Below are 16,912 nucleotides of genomic sequence, written 5' to 3'. Positions count from 1 at the left end.
CCACTGATCGGCCGCCCGCCCGCCTCCTCCCGCGGGCGGGCGCCGTATCCCCCCGACTTCACCACGCGAGGTAGAGATGACGCAGCGCACCCCCTACGCCGAACTCAGAGTCCTGGAGATCTCGGCGGGCATCGCCGCCTCCTACTGCGGAAAGATGTTCGCCGACGCCGGCGCCGAGGTGGTCAAGATCGAGCCACCGGAAGGTGATCCGATGCGCCGGTGGAGCGTGTCGGGCTTCCGGCCCGCCGCCGACGGCGAGAGCGGCGCGCTGTTCGGCTATCTCAACGCGGGCAAGAAGTCCGTGCTGTCCGGCGCCACGGAACTGTTCTCCGACGTCGATCTCGTCGTCACCGACGGGTCGGCGGGCTGGGACGTCGACGCGGTACGCCGGCTGCTGCCCCCCGGCTCCACGACGGTGGTCGTCTCGATCACCCCCTTCGGCCTCGACGGGCCCTACGCCGAGGCCGGCCTGCCGGTCAACGAATTCGTACTGCAGGCGATGTGCGGGTCCATCGGCGGCCGAGGCTGGCCCGGCGAGATGCCGCTGCAGGCCGGAGGGCGGATCGGTGAGTGGGTGGCCGGCTCCTACGCCGCCGTCGCCGCCGCCGCCGCGCTGCGCCGGAGCAGGCGGACCGGACAGGGCGACATCGTCGACGTGTCGACGTTCGAGGCCATGGTCATCACGATGGGCGGCCTGTCCGCGGTAGCGGCCGGCCTCCCCGACGGGGGCCAGGGCCTGCCGCCGAGGAACCTCGAACTGCCCTCGATCGTCCCCACCGCCGACGGCCTGGTCGGGTTCTGCACCATCACCGCCCAGCAGTTCGCCGACTTCCTGGTGCTGATCGACCGGACCGACCTGGTCGAGGACGCCGACCTGGCCTCCTTCGCCGGCCGCCTGCGGCGGCGGGAGGAGTTCGCCGAGATGGTGGCGGGCTGGGCCGCCACCCGCACCACGGCCGAGATCGTGGAGTTCGCCTCCGCGCTGCGCATTCCCGTCGCGCCCATCGGCACCCCGACCACGATCACCGAGATCGACCACTTCCGCGAGCGCGGCGTCTTCGTCAAGAACGCGAGCGGCAGCCTGCAGCCACGGGTTCCCTACCGCAGCGGCGCGTTCGACACCGTCGGCCCCGGCGAGGTGCCGGCCCCCGGCGCGCACGACGGCCAGGTGAGCTGGCCGGCCCGGGACCGCGCCCCGGCGGCCGAGAACGCGGCCGACGCGTCGGCCCGTCCGCTCGCGGGGCTGCGGGTCGTGGACTTCACCGCCTTCTGGGCCGGTCCCTCGGCCACCCAGACCCTCGCCGCGCTGGGTGCCGAGGTCATCAAGGTCGAGGGGCTGCGCCGCCCCGACGGGATGCGTTTCTCCGGCGGCCGTCCCCCAACCGTCGACCAGTGGTGGGAGTGGGGCCTGTTCTTCCTCTGCAACAACAGCGACAAGCTCGACCTCACCCTGGAGCTGAGCCTGCCCCAGGCCCGCGAGGTGGCGTTGCGCCTGATCTCCACCGCCGACATGGTCATCGAGAACTTCTCCCCCCGGGTGATGGGCAACCTCGGGCTGGAGTGGGACGCGGTCAGGGCGGCCAACCCGCGCGCCACGATGATCCGGATGCCCGCCTTCGGCCTCGACGGGCCGTGGCGCGACCGGGTGGGCTTCGCCCAGACGATGGAGCAGGCCAGCGGCATGGCGTGGATGACCGGCGCGGCCGAAGGTCCGCCGCTGATCCCCCGCGGCGTGTGCGACCCCCTCGCCGGCCTGCACGCCGCGTTCGCCTCGATCGCCGCGTTCGAGGTCCGCGACGCCACCGGAGCCGGCATGCAGGTCGAGTCGACGATGGTCGAGGCGGCGCTCAACGTCGCGGCCGAGGCGCTGCTGGAGGCGAGCGCCAACGGCCGGGAACCGCGGCGCGACGGCAACCGCGGCCCGGGCGCCGGCCCACAGGGGGTCTACCGCTGCGCCGGGGACGACGAGTGGGTGGCCCTGGCCGTACTCGGCGACGACGCGTGGCCCGCGCTCGCCCGGCTCCTCGGCCGGGACGACCTGGCCGACCGCGCCGACCTCGCCCACGAGCCGGGCCGTCAGGCGGCCGGCGACGAGCTGGACGAGGCGATCGGCTCGTGGAGCGCGCGCGTCGACGTTGGCGACGCGGTGGACCGGCTCCGAGCGGCCGGGGTCGCCGCCGCGCGGGTGAGTCCCGCCGCCGACCTGCTGACCGACGCGCAGCTCACCGCCCGCGGGTTCTGGGAGCCGTCGGCACATCCGACGACCGGGGAGTTCCTGACCGCCGGGCTGCCGTTCCGTCTCGCCAGTGTCGCCGAGCCGTGGTTCCGCACCCCGGCGCCCCTGCTGGGCCAGCACAACGAGGAGATCCTCACCGGCATCCTCGGGATGAGCTCCGACGAGATCCGGGTCCTGGCCGAGGAGAAGGTGATCGGTACCCGGCCGGCGGGCCTGTGAGCGGGATGGCCGTTTCACCGGGGCGGCGGCCCTCGGTGCGCACGCTGCGGATGCACTCCTTCACCAGCGAGTTCAACCGGCTCACCGCGCTCGCCTCGGCCGCCGGGATCGACCCCGCCGACGTGGTGCTCCCCGCCGAGGGCATCGTACGGGCCGATGACGGGGTGCGACTGCACTACCTGGAGTGGCCCGGCCCGGCCACCGAACCGTTGCTGCTGTTCCTGCACGGGGGCGGGTTGCACGCGCACTCCTTCGACGCTGTCGGGCTGCTGCTGCGGCGGCTCGGCCGCTGCGTCGCGCTCGACCTGCGCGGGCACGGGGAGAGCGACTGGGCGGGGCCGGGCGGGTACGGCACCGACGCCGTCGCCGCGGACCTCGACACGGTGACCACGAGGTTCGGTGCCCGGCGGGTCGTCCTGGTCGGGCACTCGATGGGCGGCATGGCGGCTCTGGTCTGGGCCGCCCGGCGCCCGGCGGTGCTGGCCGGGCTGGTCGTGGTCGACGTCGGCCCCGACATCGACGCCGCGGCGGGCCGGTCCGTCAACGAGCTGATCTCCCGGCGCCCGCTCTTCGCCGACCTCGACGAGGCCGACGCCTTCCTCTCCGGCGTGCTGCCGCGTACCCGGGAGGCCGCCACGTCCGGGGTGGCGCAGAACCTGACCTGGACCGATGACGGCCTGCTCACCTGGAAGCACGACACGACGCAGTTCCAGCCGGGTATGGGGCGAATCGCCTCTCCGGACGAGTTGCGACGGGCCGCCGCGCGGATCACCTGCCCCACCCTGGTGCTGCGCGGCGAGCGCAGCCGGGTGTTCGGCGACGAAGGGGCGGCGGAACTCGCCGCGCTCATCCCCGGAGCCCGCTGGGAACGGGTTCCCGACGCCGGGCACACCATCCAGACCGGCAACCCCCGCGGCCTCGCCGACGCGGTGACCCGTTTCCTGCGCGACCAAGATGATGAAGGAGCCGAGTGATGGCGATCAGTCTGTGCATTCCGCCGCGGCAGGGGGAGCTGTGCGCGCCCGTCCGGTTCGACCTGACCGGCGAGCACACCTTCCTCGAACTGACCTCGCGGCACCGCGTGACGAAGGTCGAGCGGGACGAGGTGAAGGGCACCGTCGCGGTCTGGGTCGACATCACCGACCCCGAGACCTCCCGGCCCGTCCACGTCCGGTTCAGCGTGCTCCCGCTGGGCGGCGAGAACTCCCCGCGCAGCCGGCTGCTCGGAGAGATCGAGCGTGACGGCGAGCGGCTCGGTGTCTACGGGACGTACCTGGGGGTGGTCTCGGAGGAGAACTGACCGTCCGCCGCACCGGTCCACCGGCGCGTCCTCCGGTCGCGCGTCATACCGGTGTGCCCGCCGTCATATCCGCCACGTCACTGGTCGGGCAGGTCCTCCGGCGGCTCGTCCTGCTGGCGCAGGCGGCGCCGGAGCAGACCCTTCGGGCGGGTGACCTTCAGCTCCGGATGGTCGGGGTCGTAGTCGGCGATGCGATCGCGCAGCTGGCGCACGTTGCCGTACTCGAAGTGGGCGGCGCGCAGCAGGTAGTCGCCGAGCGCGCTCCCGTACTGGACACGCTCCTCCTCGTCGAGGCCGAGTTCGTGGCTGCGCCTCTTGCCCCAGACGAGGTCCTTGATCTGCTCCTCCAGCTGCTCCAGCCGGTCGTCGAGGATCTTGACGAGCTCGTAGGGCTCGGTGAACCTGCCGAGGTAGACCCGGAGCAGCGCGGGGTTCTTCAGCATCACCGGCTCGTCGACCGGCGGGCTGGAGACCCACTGCCGGAGCACCTCCTCACCGCGCTCCGTGGTCTGGTACAGGGTGCTCCGCCTGACCCTGCCGATCGTCACCTCGCGCTCGGTCACCAGCCCCAGATCCCCCAGTCTCCGCAGCTCCCGGCGGATGTGGCTGATGGCGGGGGACCAGTAGAACCAGCGCAGCGTGTAGTCGCACCGGACCTTGATCTCGGCGGCGGACAGCTCCTCGTCGAGGACCGACAGAACGCCCAGAACCGTGTAGGCGGTGGCGGGGAGCGGTGCACCGATCTCTACCTCGGGCTCGTCGTCCACGGGATCAAGTCTAGTGGCGGGCGCGGCGCCGACGGCACGTCCGGCCCCGTCCCACGGAGGTGTTCGCCTCGGCCGCCCGCCCCGCCGACGATCCCGCGGCCGACGGGACCGGGCGGGTTCCCAACCGGCCGGAAACGTGATCGGCCCCCGCCGGTCCTGGGCATCCGGTCCGTCCTGAGCGCGTCGGGCCGAGCCGCTCGCGTACGGCGGCAGGGCGCGCGGGCTCCCTGGCGCGCACCCGCCGATCGACGGCCCCCGGCCCCGACTTTCGGCAGGTCGCCAGGGGCGAAACGCGTTTCCGAGCCCGCCGCGAAGTACGATCGATCAATGACCGAAATGACCGAAACCACGCCCGGCTGGCTCTCTCCCGACGAGCTGGAGTCGACCCGCGCACGAATGCCGATCCTCTACGTCGACGCCGTGCCGGTGCGAGTCGACGACGCCGGAACGGTCACGCATGTCGGCCTGCTGCTGCGCATCGGAGCGGACGGAACGGTCAGCCGCGCCCTCGTCTCCGGCCGGGTGCTGCACCACGAGCGGGTCCGCGACGCGCTCATCCGCCATCTGGAGAAGGACCTCGGCCCGACCGCGCTGCCCAACATCCCCGCCTCTCCGCAGCCGTTCACCATCGCCGAGTACTTCCCGACGCAGGGCGTCACGCCCTACCACGACCCCCGGCAGCACGCGGTCTCCCTCGCCTACGTCGTCCCGGTCGCGGGTGACTGCCGCCCCCGGCAGGACGCCCTCGACCTCGTCTGGTTCACTCCCGAGGAGGCCTCGTCACCACTGGTGCAACAGGAGATGCTCGGCGGCCAGGGCACCCTGCTGAAGCAGGCCCTCGCCTACGTCGGCCGCCTCTCCTGACCTTCCGCCGCCGGAGGTCCCCGCCGGCGCGAGGAGAACGGGCCGCTGTGCCCTCGTGGGACCAGGTCCGCCGATGCCCGCCCGGCGGCGTTCCAGTCCGGAACGCGCTGGTCCCGAGCCTATTGCAGCCGCCTCCAAGACGTCTTCAAGCCGATCGAAAGACCATCGATCATTCTCAACGACGAAAGGAGGACCTCTCATGAACAGAAAACACAAGGCCGTCGCGGTCATCGCGATGTTCTTCGCACTCGGCGGCGCGCAGGCGCTCACCGCCGGTTCCGCCTTCGCCATGCCCCCCGTGTGCAACCCCATCCACGACTGTGGCGAACCAGAGCACGGAGGTTTAGGTGGAGGTGGCACCCCGCTTCCCCCACCGCCCCCGCCGCCGCCCCCGCCGCCCCCGCCGCCGCCGAGCACCCCGGGCACTCCCGGCTGAGGTCCGCCGCCCGTCTCCTCAGGTCCGCTGTGTCCCTGAGTCGACGCGCCTTCGGCCTCTAATGGGTTCTCATCGCGAGGATCGACAAGAGGTTCACGGGATGCCGCCCCGATCCGGGCGGCATCCTCAAGGCTCAGCGGGTGCGGCTGGCCAGGAAGCGGCGCCATTCCGGGTTGGTTCGCGCGAGTGCTCGCAGCGAGGCCGGGACCTGGGGCCTGGGATCGTTGCTGTCCAGGCGCAGTTCGGTGAGCGCGGTCAGCTCACCCAGCCACTCCGGCAGCTCGGCCAGCCGGTTTCTCTGCAGATCGAGCCTGGTCAGGGAGGTGAGGGTCCGCATCGTCTCGGGAAGAGCGGTCAGCTTGTTCACACCCAGGCTGAGGGACCTGAGGGCGGTGAGCCTGCCGATCGACTCCGGCAGCTCGGTCAGCCCGGTGTTCCACAGGCTGAGAGAGGTGAGGGCGGTGAGGTTTCCGATCGACTCCGGCAGGCCGGTCAGTGGGACGGATTGCATGTCGAGACGCTCCAGAGCGGTCAGCTCGCCCAGCCACGGAGAGAGGTCGGCGGGCCGGCTGTATGCCAGGTCCAACCGGGTGAGGGCGGTGAGGCGGGCCATCGACGCCGGGAAACAGTCCGGCCCGGCGTACCACATACTGAGCCTGGTGAGCCGGGTGAGGTCGCCGATCCACTCGGGCACCTCCAGGTCATGGAGGTTGTTCAGGTCGAGTTCCGTGAGACCGGTGAGCTCGCGCATCGAGTCGGGAAGGCGGCGCAGCCCGGTCACCCCGACATCGAGGCGGACCAGTCCGGTCAGCTCGCCCATCCACTCGGGCAGGGCGGTCAGCGTACGGTTGTGCCCGAGGTCGAGCTCGGCCAGCGCGGGCAGGTCGGTCAGGAACCGGGGAAGCTCGGTCAACCAGTTGGATTCCAGGCACAGCACCCGCAGACCGGGAAGCTCGGCCACCTCCTCGGGCACCTGGACCAGGCCGAGACCCGACAGGTTCAACGTGTCAGATCCCTCGCGCAGGTAGGTGTTCATCCGCCGCCGAGCGGTCCGAAGCGCGTGATTCACCGCTACCACCTTGTTTTCTCCTTGCCCGTCAGCAGGATGTGACCGGCGATCACGGTAGCGACGGGGACTTGCGACCCGGTTGTGGATCATTGAACTTGTTTCGTCCTCGGGGTGCGGAGCCACCGGTCACAGCACGATCGCGAGTTGGGGTTCGTCCTCGGAAGCAGGAAGGCTCCATCGGTAGGTGCCCGAGTGAGGGATCGGCCGCAGGACGCTGAGATCCTTCTCGCTCACCGCGAGCACCCTGCCGCCCGCCCGTTCGAACACTCCCCAAGAGAGGAAGGCCGTCGCCATGCCGTGTGACTCACGTGCCGGTGCTCCGCCCGGACTGCTGCCCGCCGCCCCGGCCGCGGTCTTCGGAGCGATCGTCGAGGTCCGCGCCATCGGCGGCTACTTCGAGGTCGAGACGGCCGAGGCAGAGGCCGGATGGCGACCGTTCACCGATCTGTGGACCGATCCGGGCGTCCTGGAGGCGAGAATCCACGACATGGCCGGACGGCTGGGCACCGCCGAGCACCGGGTGGCCGCCTCGATCCTGTTCCAGGGCCTGGCCGCCCGCCTGTGGTCACCGTGCATCGGTGCGGTGGTCGCGCACGACCTGCTCATCGACCTGGCCCCCGGGCACCTGTACTGGCGGCCGGCCCCCGACCCGCTGCCGCTGCGGGCCACCCGGCTGTCCGGCTGGGACATCCGCGACCCCGCGCGGATCGCCGAACCGGTCTACCGCGCCATCATGACCGAGATGCTGGAACCGCTCGCGGCGGCGGTCCGGCGGATCGTGAAGATCGCGCCGGGGCTGTTGTGGGGCAATGCGGCCTCCGCACTGGTCGGAACCGTCGGCGCCGTCACCCGTCGACGGCCCGATCTCACCGCGAAGACCGTGCGGCTGGGCCGCGAACTGCTGGACCGGGATCTCCTGCGCGGCACGGGCGAACCGGCCGAGCCCGTACCCGGCCGTCCCTTCTTCGTCCGTCGCAGCTGCTGCCTGTACTACCGCCTGCCCGGCGGCGGCATGTGCGGTGACTGCGCCCTGCTACCGCCCCGCCGCCCACAGACCCGCCGCTCTGACTGACGCTCTTCGTCCTGCTCGCCACAACCGATTCTCGGCCCCGCCGAGTACGCCGTCACCGAGGGAACCTCCTCGTCGCCTCCGGCCCGAGATCCCTGGGACCTGGCCGGAGCCGATGGAGGCGGTCAGCTACGTCCGACGACGCCGAGGATGCCGGGCTTGCTGAAGTCGACGGTGACCTTCTCTCCGTACTCGTTGTACTCGGAACGCCACGCCTCGACCGGGACGATCCCCGGCTCCAGCAGATCCATTCCGTTCAGCAGCTCGGCCAGCTGTTTCGGGCCGCGCGAGGTGAGAGCCCCCGCGCTGGTCGAGCGGTAGACCTGCTGCCCGGCCTCGTGCACCTCGGCGCTGACCTCGGCCTCGAAGGCGTGCGTGACGATCAGATAGCTACCCGGGACGAGACGTTCGCGGATCGCGGTGATGATGTGGGTGACCAGTGCGTCGTCGGGGATGAAGTGCAGCATCGAGATCAGCAGCACGGCGACGGGCTGGGTGAAGTCGATGGCGCCCGTGATCTGCGGGTCCGTCAGGAGCTTCTCGGGTTCCCGCATGTCGCCCTGGACGACAGAGGTGAGGTTGTTGTCCGCCAGGAGCGCTCGGCCGTGCGCCAGGACGATGGGGTCGTTGTCGACATAGACCACCCGGGTGTCGGGCGCGATGCGATGGGCAACCTGGTGCACGTTGTCCTGCGTCGGCAGCCCCGACCCGATGTCGAGGAACTGCCGCACGCCCTGACCCGTGAGCAGTTCGACGACTCGCGAGAGGAACAGCCGGTTCGCCCGGGTTATCTCGCGGATGCCGGGCACCACCTGCATGAACTGTTCCGCGGCCGCCCGATCGGAGGCGAAGTTGTCCTTGCCTCCGAGGTAGTAATCGTACATTCGAGCAACACTTGGAATATTCGGGTCGATACCCGCCGGAACAGCCTCTTGCTCAGCCATACCCTCACCCTTTCTCGCCTCTGGAAAGGATATGGGAAATCCGTAAGATCGTGGATCTTTGCTGACAAACCATACGCGGCCACATGCCCGGGGCGATCGCGGCACCGGCGAGCGACATCCGCGCCGGCCGGTGGACGGCCACCGGCCCGCCTCATGAACATCTCGCCGCGCACGGTCACCGACACCGGTTGGCGGGTATCCCCGAAAGCCTGATCGCCGACGGAGGCGACCCGGTCATCCGGACATCCCGTCGGGTGCCCCGGAGCCGAGCCTCGTTGGACCGATTCCGCTTGGCGAGAGCTTGGCGCCCGGCGTGAGCGAGCGAGGTCTCGGCCGGTCCGCCGCCCTCGGAAGCTGTGGGCCAAGACAACGGTGCGCGGGACGCCAAGCTTCCGCCAAGGAGCGTCGGTCAGCCTGGCGGTAATTCCCCTTCCGGCCCCGCTCACCAGGGCGGGGCCCTTCCCTAAGGAGAGCTTTCATGGCACGTGGCCTGTCGACCAACCACAGCGAGACCGTCCTCGGGGACGGCCTGTCGACCAACCACAGCGAGACCGTCCTCGGGGACGGCCTGTCCACCAACCACAGCGAGACCGTCCTCGGGGACGGCCTGTCCACCAACCACAACGAGACCGTCATCGCACGCGGCCTGTCCACCAACCACAACGAGACCCTCCTCGGAGACGGCCTGTCCACCAACCACAACGAGACCGTCCTCTAGGACAGTCGGCCGCAGAGCGCCGTTCCTCGTCGGAAACGCTCCGACGAGGAACGGCGGGTTCAGGGAGGTCACCAACGGTCCTTCCGAACCCACGGATTACCGCAGACGACAAGCTGGACAGGTGAAAACAGATGCCGGTGCGCGGATTAGTGCCGCGTCTTCCACGACAGACATGGCTCATTCTCAGCGGCGACGCCGTGTCCGCGCTCGGTACGGGGATGACGCTGCCCTTCTTCCTCATCTATCTACACCGCATGCGAGACATCGACCTCGCCGTGGCAGGGCCGATCTTCTCGATGATCGCGGTCGCCGGACTCGTCGGGAATCCCCTCGGCGGCCTGCTCGCGGATCGCTTCGGTGCGAAACAGACCACCGTGTCGGGCCTTGTCATCGTCTCCGCCGGAACCGCGGGGCTGGCGGTCATCCAGTCGGCCTGGCAGGGCTTCCTCGCGGCCGGGGTGTACGGGCTCGGCATCGCGATCACGGCGCCGGCCTTCCAGTCACTTCTCGGCGGCTCGGTGCCCGCGGAGCTGCGTGCGCAGGCCTTCGCGGTCCGGCAGGCCGCCATCAACGTCGGCTCCAGCGTCGGCGGGCTGGTGTCCGCGTTCGTGGTGAGCTTCTCGTCGCTGCGGAGCTTCGTGATCCTCTACCTGCTGGACGCGGCGACGTTCCTGATCTTCGCCGCACTGATCGGCCGGTTCACTCGTAATCCCTCCCAGCCCCAGAAGACGTCGATCACCGCCGTCGCGGGCGGCTATCGCGAGGTGGTTTCGAACCGGCTCCTGCGGAGGATCTGGATCCTGGTGGTGGCCGTGGTCGTGTGCGGGTTCGCGGCGTACTACACCGCCTATCCGATCTACGCCACCGAGGTCGGCGGGCTCGACGCCGGAGCCCTGCGCTTCACCTTCATCGCGCAGACGTGCACGATCGTGGTCGCCCAGCTCTTCGTTCTCCGTCTCATGACCGGCCGACGCAGGACTCGCGGGTTCGCGCTCTGCGCCGTGCTGATGGCCGCGGCGTGGGTGACGGTACTGGCCACTCCCCTGCTGGGAGACGGAGGACTCGTCCTGGCCGGATTCACGATCGCGCTGATGTTGTTCGCCGTCGGGGACGCCTTCCTCGCCCCGACCGTCCCGCCGATCATCAACGACCTCGCCACCGACTCGAACAGGGGACGGTACAACGGGGCGTACACCCTCGCATGGACCAGTGGTTACGTCATCGGCCCCGGACTGGCGGGCATGGTGCTCGGCGCCGGCCACGGTTCGGTGTACTTCGTGGTGCTGGTGGGGGCGCTCGCCCTGGTGGCCGTCCAGGCGATCCGGCTCGAACGCCTCCTTCCCCCCTCGGTGAACGGAGTCTTCTCCGAAGCGGCCGGCACCGAGACGGCGGCCGCCACCGAGACGATCGGCGCGGCACAGGGGCGCGGCTCGCATGACGGCTGAGGAGGCCACCATGACGAACCTCGAACTCGCCCACGAGCACGAGCGGGCAGGCCGCTACGCGGAGGCGTACGACGGCGTCATGGTCGCCGTCCACGATCTCACCGGCGCCGCCCGCGCGGACCGCGCGGGCGGCGGTGACGACCTCGCCGACGCCCTGATGCTCGCGAGTCGGCTGTGTCAGCGCCTCGGGCGCCACGAGGAGGCACAGCGCCACCTCGCACACGCGGCCGACATCACCCGGACGGGCGATCCGGAGATCCGGCTACGGGTGATGGTGGACCACGCCGATCTGCTGCGGGCCAGAGGGCACTACGGCGACGCCGACGTGATGCTCGGGGACGCGCTGGCCCTGGCGGAGGAGTCCTGCGGCCCTGACTCCCTCGCGGTCGTCCAGGTCTGCAACAGCCTGGGGGTACTTCACAAGTACACCGGTCGGTTCGACGAGTCCGAGCGGGCGTACCAGCGCGCTCTGCGTATCGTCGAAGCCCTGCACGGCACGGACCATCCCTACCTCGCCGACATCAACCACAATCTCGGCGGGCTGAACCACGCACGCGGCACCCACGCGCTCGGCGAGCCCTTCGCCCGCCGCGCGGTGGAGATCCGGCTGCTGGTACGCGGCCCCGCCCACCCCGAGGTCTCCGGCGACCAGGTGGCGCTCGCCGCGATCCTGCGCGAACTCGGCGAGGACGAGGAGGCCGAGCGGCTGCTGCGCGACGCCCTCGCCGTCTTCGAGGAGTACTTCGGGCCGGAGCACTACGAGGTCGCGTCGACTCTGAACAACCTCGCCGCGTTCCAGTACGCCAGGGGGGACCTGGGAACGGCCGAGGCGACCTATCGCAGGGTGCTCACGATCAAGGAAGGGCTCCTGGGCGAGGGCCATCCCGAGCTGGCCCTGACCCTGAACAATCTCGCGGCGACCCTGCGCGCGAGCGGCCGGCCCAAGGAAGCCGTGACGCTCCTGGAGCGGGCGCTGAACCTGCTCGACGGCATGGTGGAACGGGACCACCCCGTCCGGCTGGCCTGCCTCGAAAACCTCGGCGCCTGCCGTCGGTCGACGAGCTCACCAAAAGCCCGGTGAAGCGGCGACGCACAGCGGACCGGTACCGGAACGCGCCCGGGAGTGGATGGAACCGCCCTGGCCGCAGGCCCGCTACCAGCGCTTTGCAGTGGATTCCAAGCTCGCCTCAAGGATGATCGGCGATCCTGGCGGCGTTATAACCGCTTGGGTCGCCCTCCAGAACCAAGCCGTGCTCATAGGAAGACACCCATGTCACGTCAGCCCGACCTTGGCCTGTCCATCCACTACGACGAGCCGCCCCCGCCAAGAACCTCTCCAAAATGATGTTCTGAGGCAGTCACGCGAAGCGATGAACGACATTCTCGGCGGACGCCGGTCCTCGTGACGATGCCGCGCCCGCGGTCGCCATCGCCCCCTCCTTCTTCCCCCACCGCACCGCGCGGGGGCACCGATCCCGGCATGTCCTGCCCGGTGCCCGATGACCGCGGTCGTGGAATCTACCGGAAACCCCGTTGCCGGTACGCTCGCGAGTCGTCCTGATCCGCGGCGGGCCGGTGTGGACACACCCGCGCGGCAGTCCCCGGCATCGCCGCGTCCGAACTCCGGAAATGGCACGTGCCAGGTTCAGACCTGCCGACGCTCAATGCTGGGTTGGAATTAATGGTGGCGTTTCGGATTCTTGGAGCGTTCGAAGTGGTCGGCGCCGACGGGCCGGTGAACCTCGGCGCACCACGACAGCGCTCGGTTCTCGGGCGGCTGCTGGTCGCCCGCGGCCGGGTCGTGCCGACCGCGCGCATGATCGACGACCTGTGGGGCGACCATCCTCCGGGAAGCGCCGTCGCCTCGGTGCACTCCTACATCTCCAACCTACGGCGCGTCCTGGAATCGGGCCGCGCGACGGGCGTCCCGCCCCGGGTACTGGTCACCGTCTCTCCCGGTTACGCCATCCGGAGCGAGGATGTCGACGCCTGGCGGTTCGAGGACATGGTGCGCAGGGGAACCGCGTTCCTGGGTGCCGGAGACGCCCGCGCGGCCCTGCGCGAATTCGACGTGGCGCTCGGGATCTGGCGGGGACCGGCGTACGCCGAGTTCGCCACGTCCGACTGGGCGCTGCCCGAGATCACCCGCCTGGACGAGTTGCACGCCATGGCCGTCGAGCACCGCGCGAACGCCGCGATCGCGCTCGACTCGCCGGGTGCCGTGGTCGCCGACCTACGCGCCCACCTCGCCGAACACCCGCTGCGGGAGGAGGGGTGGCGGCTGCTCGCGATCGCCCTCTACAACCAGGGCCGGCAGGGGGACGCGCTCGTCGCGCTCAGGCAGGCCCGCCACACCCTGGTCGAGGAACTCGGCATCGACCCGAGCCCGAGGCTGCAACAGTTGGAAGCCGACATCCTCTCGCAGTCCTCCGCGATAGCGCGACCGGCCGCCGCGAACGAATCGCCGGAGCGCGTGACCTCCGCCACCGCGTGGTCCCCGCCGGAGAGGGCCGGCGAGGCGAAGGGCGTGGCGGATCCGGAGGCCGGCGACCAGATCTTCGGCAGGGAGAGAGAACTGGGCCTGCTCTCCGGAATGTCCCGGGGCATCGCGCTGATCAGCGGTGAGGCGGGCATAGGAAAGTCCGCCCTGGTGAAGGCGGCCATGGCCGGATACTCGCGCCTGGGCTGGCAGGTCGCCGTCGGCCGGTGCCCGGAGACCGGCGGGGCTCCGGCCGGATGGGCGTGGGTGGAGATTCTGCGTCTCCTCACCGCTCAGGTGGCCCCCGCTGACAGGGTGGCCGCGCAGATCCGGCGGCTGCTCGCCGATCCGGACGCTCCGCGCTCCGCCCACGGCGACGCGGACCTCACCTCCGAGCGGTTCCGGCTCCGCCGCGACCTCGCGGCGTACTTCGCGGACGCGGCCCGGGTCTCGCCGTTGCTGCTCGTCCTCGACGATTTACATCGCGCCGACGATGAGACGCTGGCCACCCTCGTGGACCTGGCCTCCGAGCTGAGAAACACCGAAGTCCTCATCGCCGGCACCTTCCGCGAGGAGGAGGCGGACGGACTGGCCGAGACGCTGGCCGCGCTGGCCCGCCACGAGCCGGTCCGCATCGTCCTGAACGGGCTCGACCAGGACGCGGCCGGCAGCCTGCTGGCCGCCGTCTCGGGCACGACGGTGACGTCGGGCACGCTCGCCGCCGTGACCGGCCGCACCGGCGGCAACCCCTTCTTCCTGCGCGAGACCGCCCGCCTGATCGCCGCGGAGGGCGAGGACGCCGCCCTGTCGACCGTCCCCCCGGGAGTGCGTGACGTGCTCCGGCGCAGGTTCGCCCGCCTGCCCGCGTCCATGCGGGGGGTGCTGAGCGAGGCGGCGGTCATCGGCAGGGACTTCGACATCGACGTGCTGATAGATCTGAACGGCAACGGCGAGGAAACCGTCGTGGAAGCGGTCGAGACGGCCCTGGCGGCCGGATTGCTCGCCGAGCCCGAAGGCGGCGGGCTCCGCTTCACCCATGCCCTCACCCGGGACGCGCTTTACGATGACATGTCCCGCATGCGGCAGATCCGCATCCACGGCAGGGTCGCCGCGTCTCTCGAACGGCTCCGTCCGCGCGAGGTCTCCGCCCTGGTCCACCACTTCGTCGCGGGCGGGGAGCCCTCAGCCGCCGCGCGCCACTGCGTGCTCGCCGCCGAGCGGGCCGAGCAGCGCTTCGCGTACCGCGAGGCGGCTTCCTTCTGGGGGCAGGCCATCGAGCTCACGGACGAGAAGGATCCGGAACTGCTCGTGGGACGGGTCAGGGCCCTGGCGCTCTGCAACAAGCTGGACGAGGCCAGGAAGCTGCGGAAACAGGCGATCCAGCTGGCCCTTCCGCACGCCGACCCCGAGCTGACCGCACGGGTCGTCGGCGCCCTGGACGTGCCGACGGCATACGGCACAGAGGGGGGCGGCGAGGACTCTCCCGAGGTCGTCCGGGTGATCGAGGAGACGCTCTCCCGGCTGCCCGAGGGCGACCGCGCGGCACGGTGCTCGCTGCTCACCTCACTCGCCTTCGAGCTCGTGGGCTTCGAGGGCGAGGAGGCGAGGAGGGGGGCCGAGGCGGCCGACGAGGCGCTGGCCATGGCCAGGCGGCTGAAGGACCCGGAGGCTCTGGCGGGGGCGCTCAACGCCCGTCACCTGTACACCTTCCGCGGTGACGGCGACGGCGCCGCCGACCGGCTGAGGATCGGAACCGAGCTGCTGCAGCTCGCCCAGGCCCACGGCATGGTGATCGTCGAGATCCTGGCCCACCTGATCCTGGCACGGCAGGCACTGGAGTGTCTCGACCACCCGCGCGCGGAGCACCACACCCTCCGGATGGAACAGCTCTCCGCGCAACACCGTCTCAACGGACCGGGCTCCCTCGCGACGTGCCGCCGGGCGGTATGGCCCGCGATCACCGTCGAGCACAGAACAACCGGACGGCTCTACCGCGCCACCGCCCGCGCGCACCTTCTGCAGGACGAGCGGTGGTCCGAGCCCATCTCCTACCACCTGCCCACCGGCACGGAACGGTGACTCGATCTCGTGAAAGCCGACCTGGAAGCGGACCGGGCGGGCGCGTGAGCGCTCAACCGCCTGGTCAGGAGCCGCGTCTCCCGACCGCCGAGACCCGGATGCCGCACGTCCTGAGGGGCCCCGTCACTCCCTCTGCCTGGACTGCCTGGAACTGCTCTCGGAGCTCTGGTAACTCTGATGACCGGGCTCCCACGTCCAGGTCTCCGTGCGGTCGCCGTTACTGACGGTCAGCGTCCCGGAGGGCTCGTAGTCTTCGGACAGCGGAGACCAGGGCGGGATCGCGCCGGGAGCGGGGCCAGGGTCGGCGGACGCGGCCGGCGCGGCGAGCGCCACCGCCGAGACGGCGAGAATGGCGGTGACAAAACAGCGGGTAACGGACATGTGTTCTCCCAGAATGCGCAGATGATATGGCGGAGATATCGCCTTATCTCAGGAAAAACGAACCACATCGATGATCAAGACTTTGACCGAGTCGCGTTCGGTTCAGCTGTCCGCTCCGACGCGGTACGCCCAGGCTCACGCGCCGCCCGATCGTTTCGGTTCGGGCGGTGAGCGGCGTGGTCAGCCGGACGTCTCCCCGGAGGCGCCGACCGAGCGGATGACGGCGTCGGGGATGACGAGGTCGGCGCGGGAGCGGGTGGTGGCGACGAGGTCGGCGTTGCGCTGGTCGGTGCCCAGCACCCAGGCGACGGCGTCGTCGCGGTCCTTGCCGAAGTGCTCGTGGCGGGAGACGAGGCGGCGCACCCGCTCCTCGGGGCCGAGGTCGCAGTACCAGACCTCGTGCAGACGCGGCCGCACGCGCGACCAGTCACCCTGGTCGAGCAGCAGGTAGTTCCCCTCGGTGACGACGAGCCTGGCGGCGCGCGGGACCGGGATGCTGCCGGCGACCGGTTGCTCCAGGTCACGCTCGAACGCGGGCGCGTAGATCACGTCGTCCTCGTCCTCGCGCAGCCGGCGGAGGAGTGCCGCGTAGCCGGCGGCGTCGAAGGTGTCGGGCGCCCCCTTGCGGTCGCGGCGCCCGAGCCTGTCGAGCTCGACGTCGGCGAGGTGGAAGCCGTCCATCGGCACGTGCGCCACCCACTCCCGCGCCGGCAGTCCCTCGGGAGGCGTCGGGCGCAGCATCGCGACCAGGTGCTCGGCGAGGGTGGTCTTGCCGGCCCCCGGGCCGCCGGTGATGCCCAGCAGCGCGCGGTGCCCCTCCCGTACGAGGGAGCGGGCCCGCGCGGCGAGGTCGTCGAGGGAGGTCACCTCCCCGAACCTAGCCGAGCCGCCTCCCGGCCTCCAGCG

The 16,912-nt window shown here is 70.8% G+C and carries 16 protein-coding genes; 10 read left to right on the top strand and 6 right to left on the bottom strand.

The window, feature by feature from the left end:
- The first annotated feature begins 76 nt into the window (after positions 1 to 76).
- From AB0J58_RS23925 to AB0J58_RS23915, 3 genes are read left to right on the top strand one after another with little or no spacing between them, the layout of a single operon-like run.
- On the top strand, positions 77 to 2,455 hold the full coding sequence (locus AB0J58_RS23925; RefSeq protein WP_364218881.1) for a CoA transferase: 2,379 nt from the start codon (positions 77 to 79) through the stop codon (positions 2,453 to 2,455).
- A 5-nt stretch (positions 2,456 to 2,460) separates the two neighbouring features.
- The gene (locus AB0J58_RS23920) at positions 2,461 to 3,429 is read left to right on the top strand and encodes an alpha/beta hydrolase (protein ID WP_364218879.1); all 969 of its coding nucleotides are present in this window, start codon (positions 2,461 to 2,463) and stop codon (positions 3,427 to 3,429) included.
- On the top strand, positions 3,429 to 3,755 hold the full coding sequence (locus AB0J58_RS23915) for a hypothetical protein (RefSeq protein ID WP_364218877.1): 327 nt from the start codon (positions 3,429 to 3,431) through the stop codon (positions 3,753 to 3,755). Before AB0J58_RS23920 ends, AB0J58_RS23915 begins: the two co-directional genes overlap by 1 nt.
- Before the next feature lie 77 nt (positions 3,756 to 3,832).
- On the opposite strand, the gene AB0J58_RS23910 is transcribed toward AB0J58_RS23915, so the two are convergent.
- On the bottom strand, positions 3,833 to 4,522 hold the full coding sequence (locus AB0J58_RS23910) for a hypothetical protein (RefSeq protein ID WP_364218875.1): 690 nt from the start codon (positions 4,520 to 4,522) through the stop codon (positions 3,833 to 3,835).
- A gap of 327 nt (positions 4,523 to 4,849) precedes the next feature.
- On the opposite strand from AB0J58_RS23910, the gene AB0J58_RS23905 reads away from it, so the two are divergent.
- Both AB0J58_RS23905 and AB0J58_RS23900 read left to right on the top strand, forming a co-directional pair.
- A complete protein-coding gene (locus tag AB0J58_RS23905; RefSeq protein WP_364218873.1) occupies positions 4,850 to 5,386 on the top strand; it encodes an NUDIX hydrolase family protein in 537 nt (178 codons plus the stop codon).
- A 199-nt stretch (positions 5,387 to 5,585) separates the two neighbouring features.
- Positions 5,586 to 5,822 carry a hypothetical protein gene (locus AB0J58_RS23900; protein ID WP_364218871.1) on the top strand — a complete coding sequence of 79 codons (237 nt, stop codon included), beginning with the start codon at positions 5,586 to 5,588 and terminating at the stop codon, positions 5,820 to 5,822.
- A 133-nt stretch (positions 5,823 to 5,955) separates the two neighbouring features.
- Here AB0J58_RS23900 and AB0J58_RS23895 read toward each other — a convergent pair whose 3' ends face one another.
- Both AB0J58_RS23895 and AB0J58_RS23890 read right to left on the bottom strand, forming a co-directional pair.
- Positions 5,956 to 6,891: a leucine-rich repeat domain-containing protein gene (locus tag AB0J58_RS23895; RefSeq protein WP_364218869.1), complete on the bottom strand. Its 936-nt coding sequence runs from the start codon at positions 6,889 to 6,891 to the stop codon at positions 5,956 to 5,958.
- Positions 6,892 to 7,017: 126 nt separating this feature from the next.
- Positions 7,018 to 7,185: a hypothetical protein gene (locus AB0J58_RS23890; RefSeq protein WP_364218867.1), complete on the bottom strand. Its 168-nt coding sequence runs from the start codon at positions 7,183 to 7,185 to the stop codon at positions 7,018 to 7,020.
- Between AB0J58_RS23890 and AB0J58_RS23885 the strand changes: the two genes are divergently transcribed.
- Positions 7,184 to 7,963 (top strand): (2Fe-2S)-binding protein, encoded by a 780-nt coding sequence (locus AB0J58_RS23885; protein WP_364218865.1) that lies wholly within the window; start codon positions 7,184 to 7,186, stop codon positions 7,961 to 7,963. The two genes, AB0J58_RS23890 and AB0J58_RS23885, sit on opposite strands and share 2 nt — an antisense overlap.
- 122 nt (positions 7,964 to 8,085) lie before the next feature.
- Here the strand turns inward: AB0J58_RS23885 and AB0J58_RS23880 are convergent, their stop codons facing one another.
- Positions 8,086 to 8,904 carry an SAM-dependent methyltransferase gene (locus tag AB0J58_RS23880; RefSeq protein ID WP_364218863.1) on the bottom strand — a complete coding sequence of 273 codons (819 nt, stop codon included), beginning with the start codon at positions 8,902 to 8,904 and terminating at the stop codon, positions 8,086 to 8,088.
- Positions 8,905 to 9,382: 478 nt separating this feature from the next.
- On the opposite strand from AB0J58_RS23880, the gene AB0J58_RS23875 reads away from it, so the two are divergent.
- The 4 genes from AB0J58_RS23875 (at position 9,383) to AB0J58_RS23860 (ending at position 15,625) form a co-directional block, all read left to right on the top strand.
- Complete coding sequence (locus AB0J58_RS23875; RefSeq protein ID WP_364218861.1) at positions 9,383 to 9,622, top strand: hypothetical protein; 240 nt, start codon at positions 9,383 to 9,385, stop codon at positions 9,620 to 9,622.
- A gap of 131 nt (positions 9,623 to 9,753) precedes the next feature.
- Positions 9,754 to 11,067 (top strand): MFS transporter, encoded by a 1,314-nt coding sequence (locus AB0J58_RS23870; protein ID WP_364218859.1) that lies wholly within the window; start codon positions 9,754 to 9,756, stop codon positions 11,065 to 11,067.
- A gap of 10 nt (positions 11,068 to 11,077) precedes the next feature.
- Positions 11,078 to 12,148, top strand: coding sequence for a tetratricopeptide repeat protein (locus tag AB0J58_RS23865; RefSeq protein WP_364218857.1), 1,071 nt, complete (start codon positions 11,078 to 11,080; stop codon positions 12,146 to 12,148).
- Between the two features lie 633 nt (positions 12,149 to 12,781).
- A complete protein-coding gene (locus tag AB0J58_RS23860; RefSeq protein WP_364218855.1) occupies positions 12,782 to 15,625 on the top strand; it encodes a BTAD domain-containing putative transcriptional regulator in 2,844 nt (947 codons plus the stop codon).
- Positions 15,626 to 15,748: 123 nt separating this feature from the next.
- Here AB0J58_RS23860 and AB0J58_RS23855 read toward each other — a convergent pair whose 3' ends face one another.
- Entirely contained in the window at positions 15,749 to 16,006 is a 258-nt protein-coding gene (locus AB0J58_RS23855; RefSeq protein WP_364218853.1) for a hypothetical protein, read from the bottom strand.
- Positions 16,007 to 16,186: 180 nt separating this feature from the next.
- A complete protein-coding gene (locus AB0J58_RS23850; protein ID WP_364218851.1) occupies positions 16,187 to 16,873 on the bottom strand; it encodes a nucleoside/nucleotide kinase family protein in 687 nt (228 codons plus the stop codon).
- Positions 16,874 to 16,912 lie beyond the last annotated feature (39 nt).

This window comes from Streptosporangium sp. NPDC049644 (assembly GCF_040675205.1).
Taxonomy (GTDB): Bacteria; Actinomycetota; Actinomycetes; order Streptosporangiales; family Streptosporangiaceae; genus Streptosporangium; species Streptosporangium fukuiense.
The sequence above is the reverse complement of the archived record's forward strand: the minus strand, read 5'-3'. Positions and strand labels throughout refer to the sequence as shown.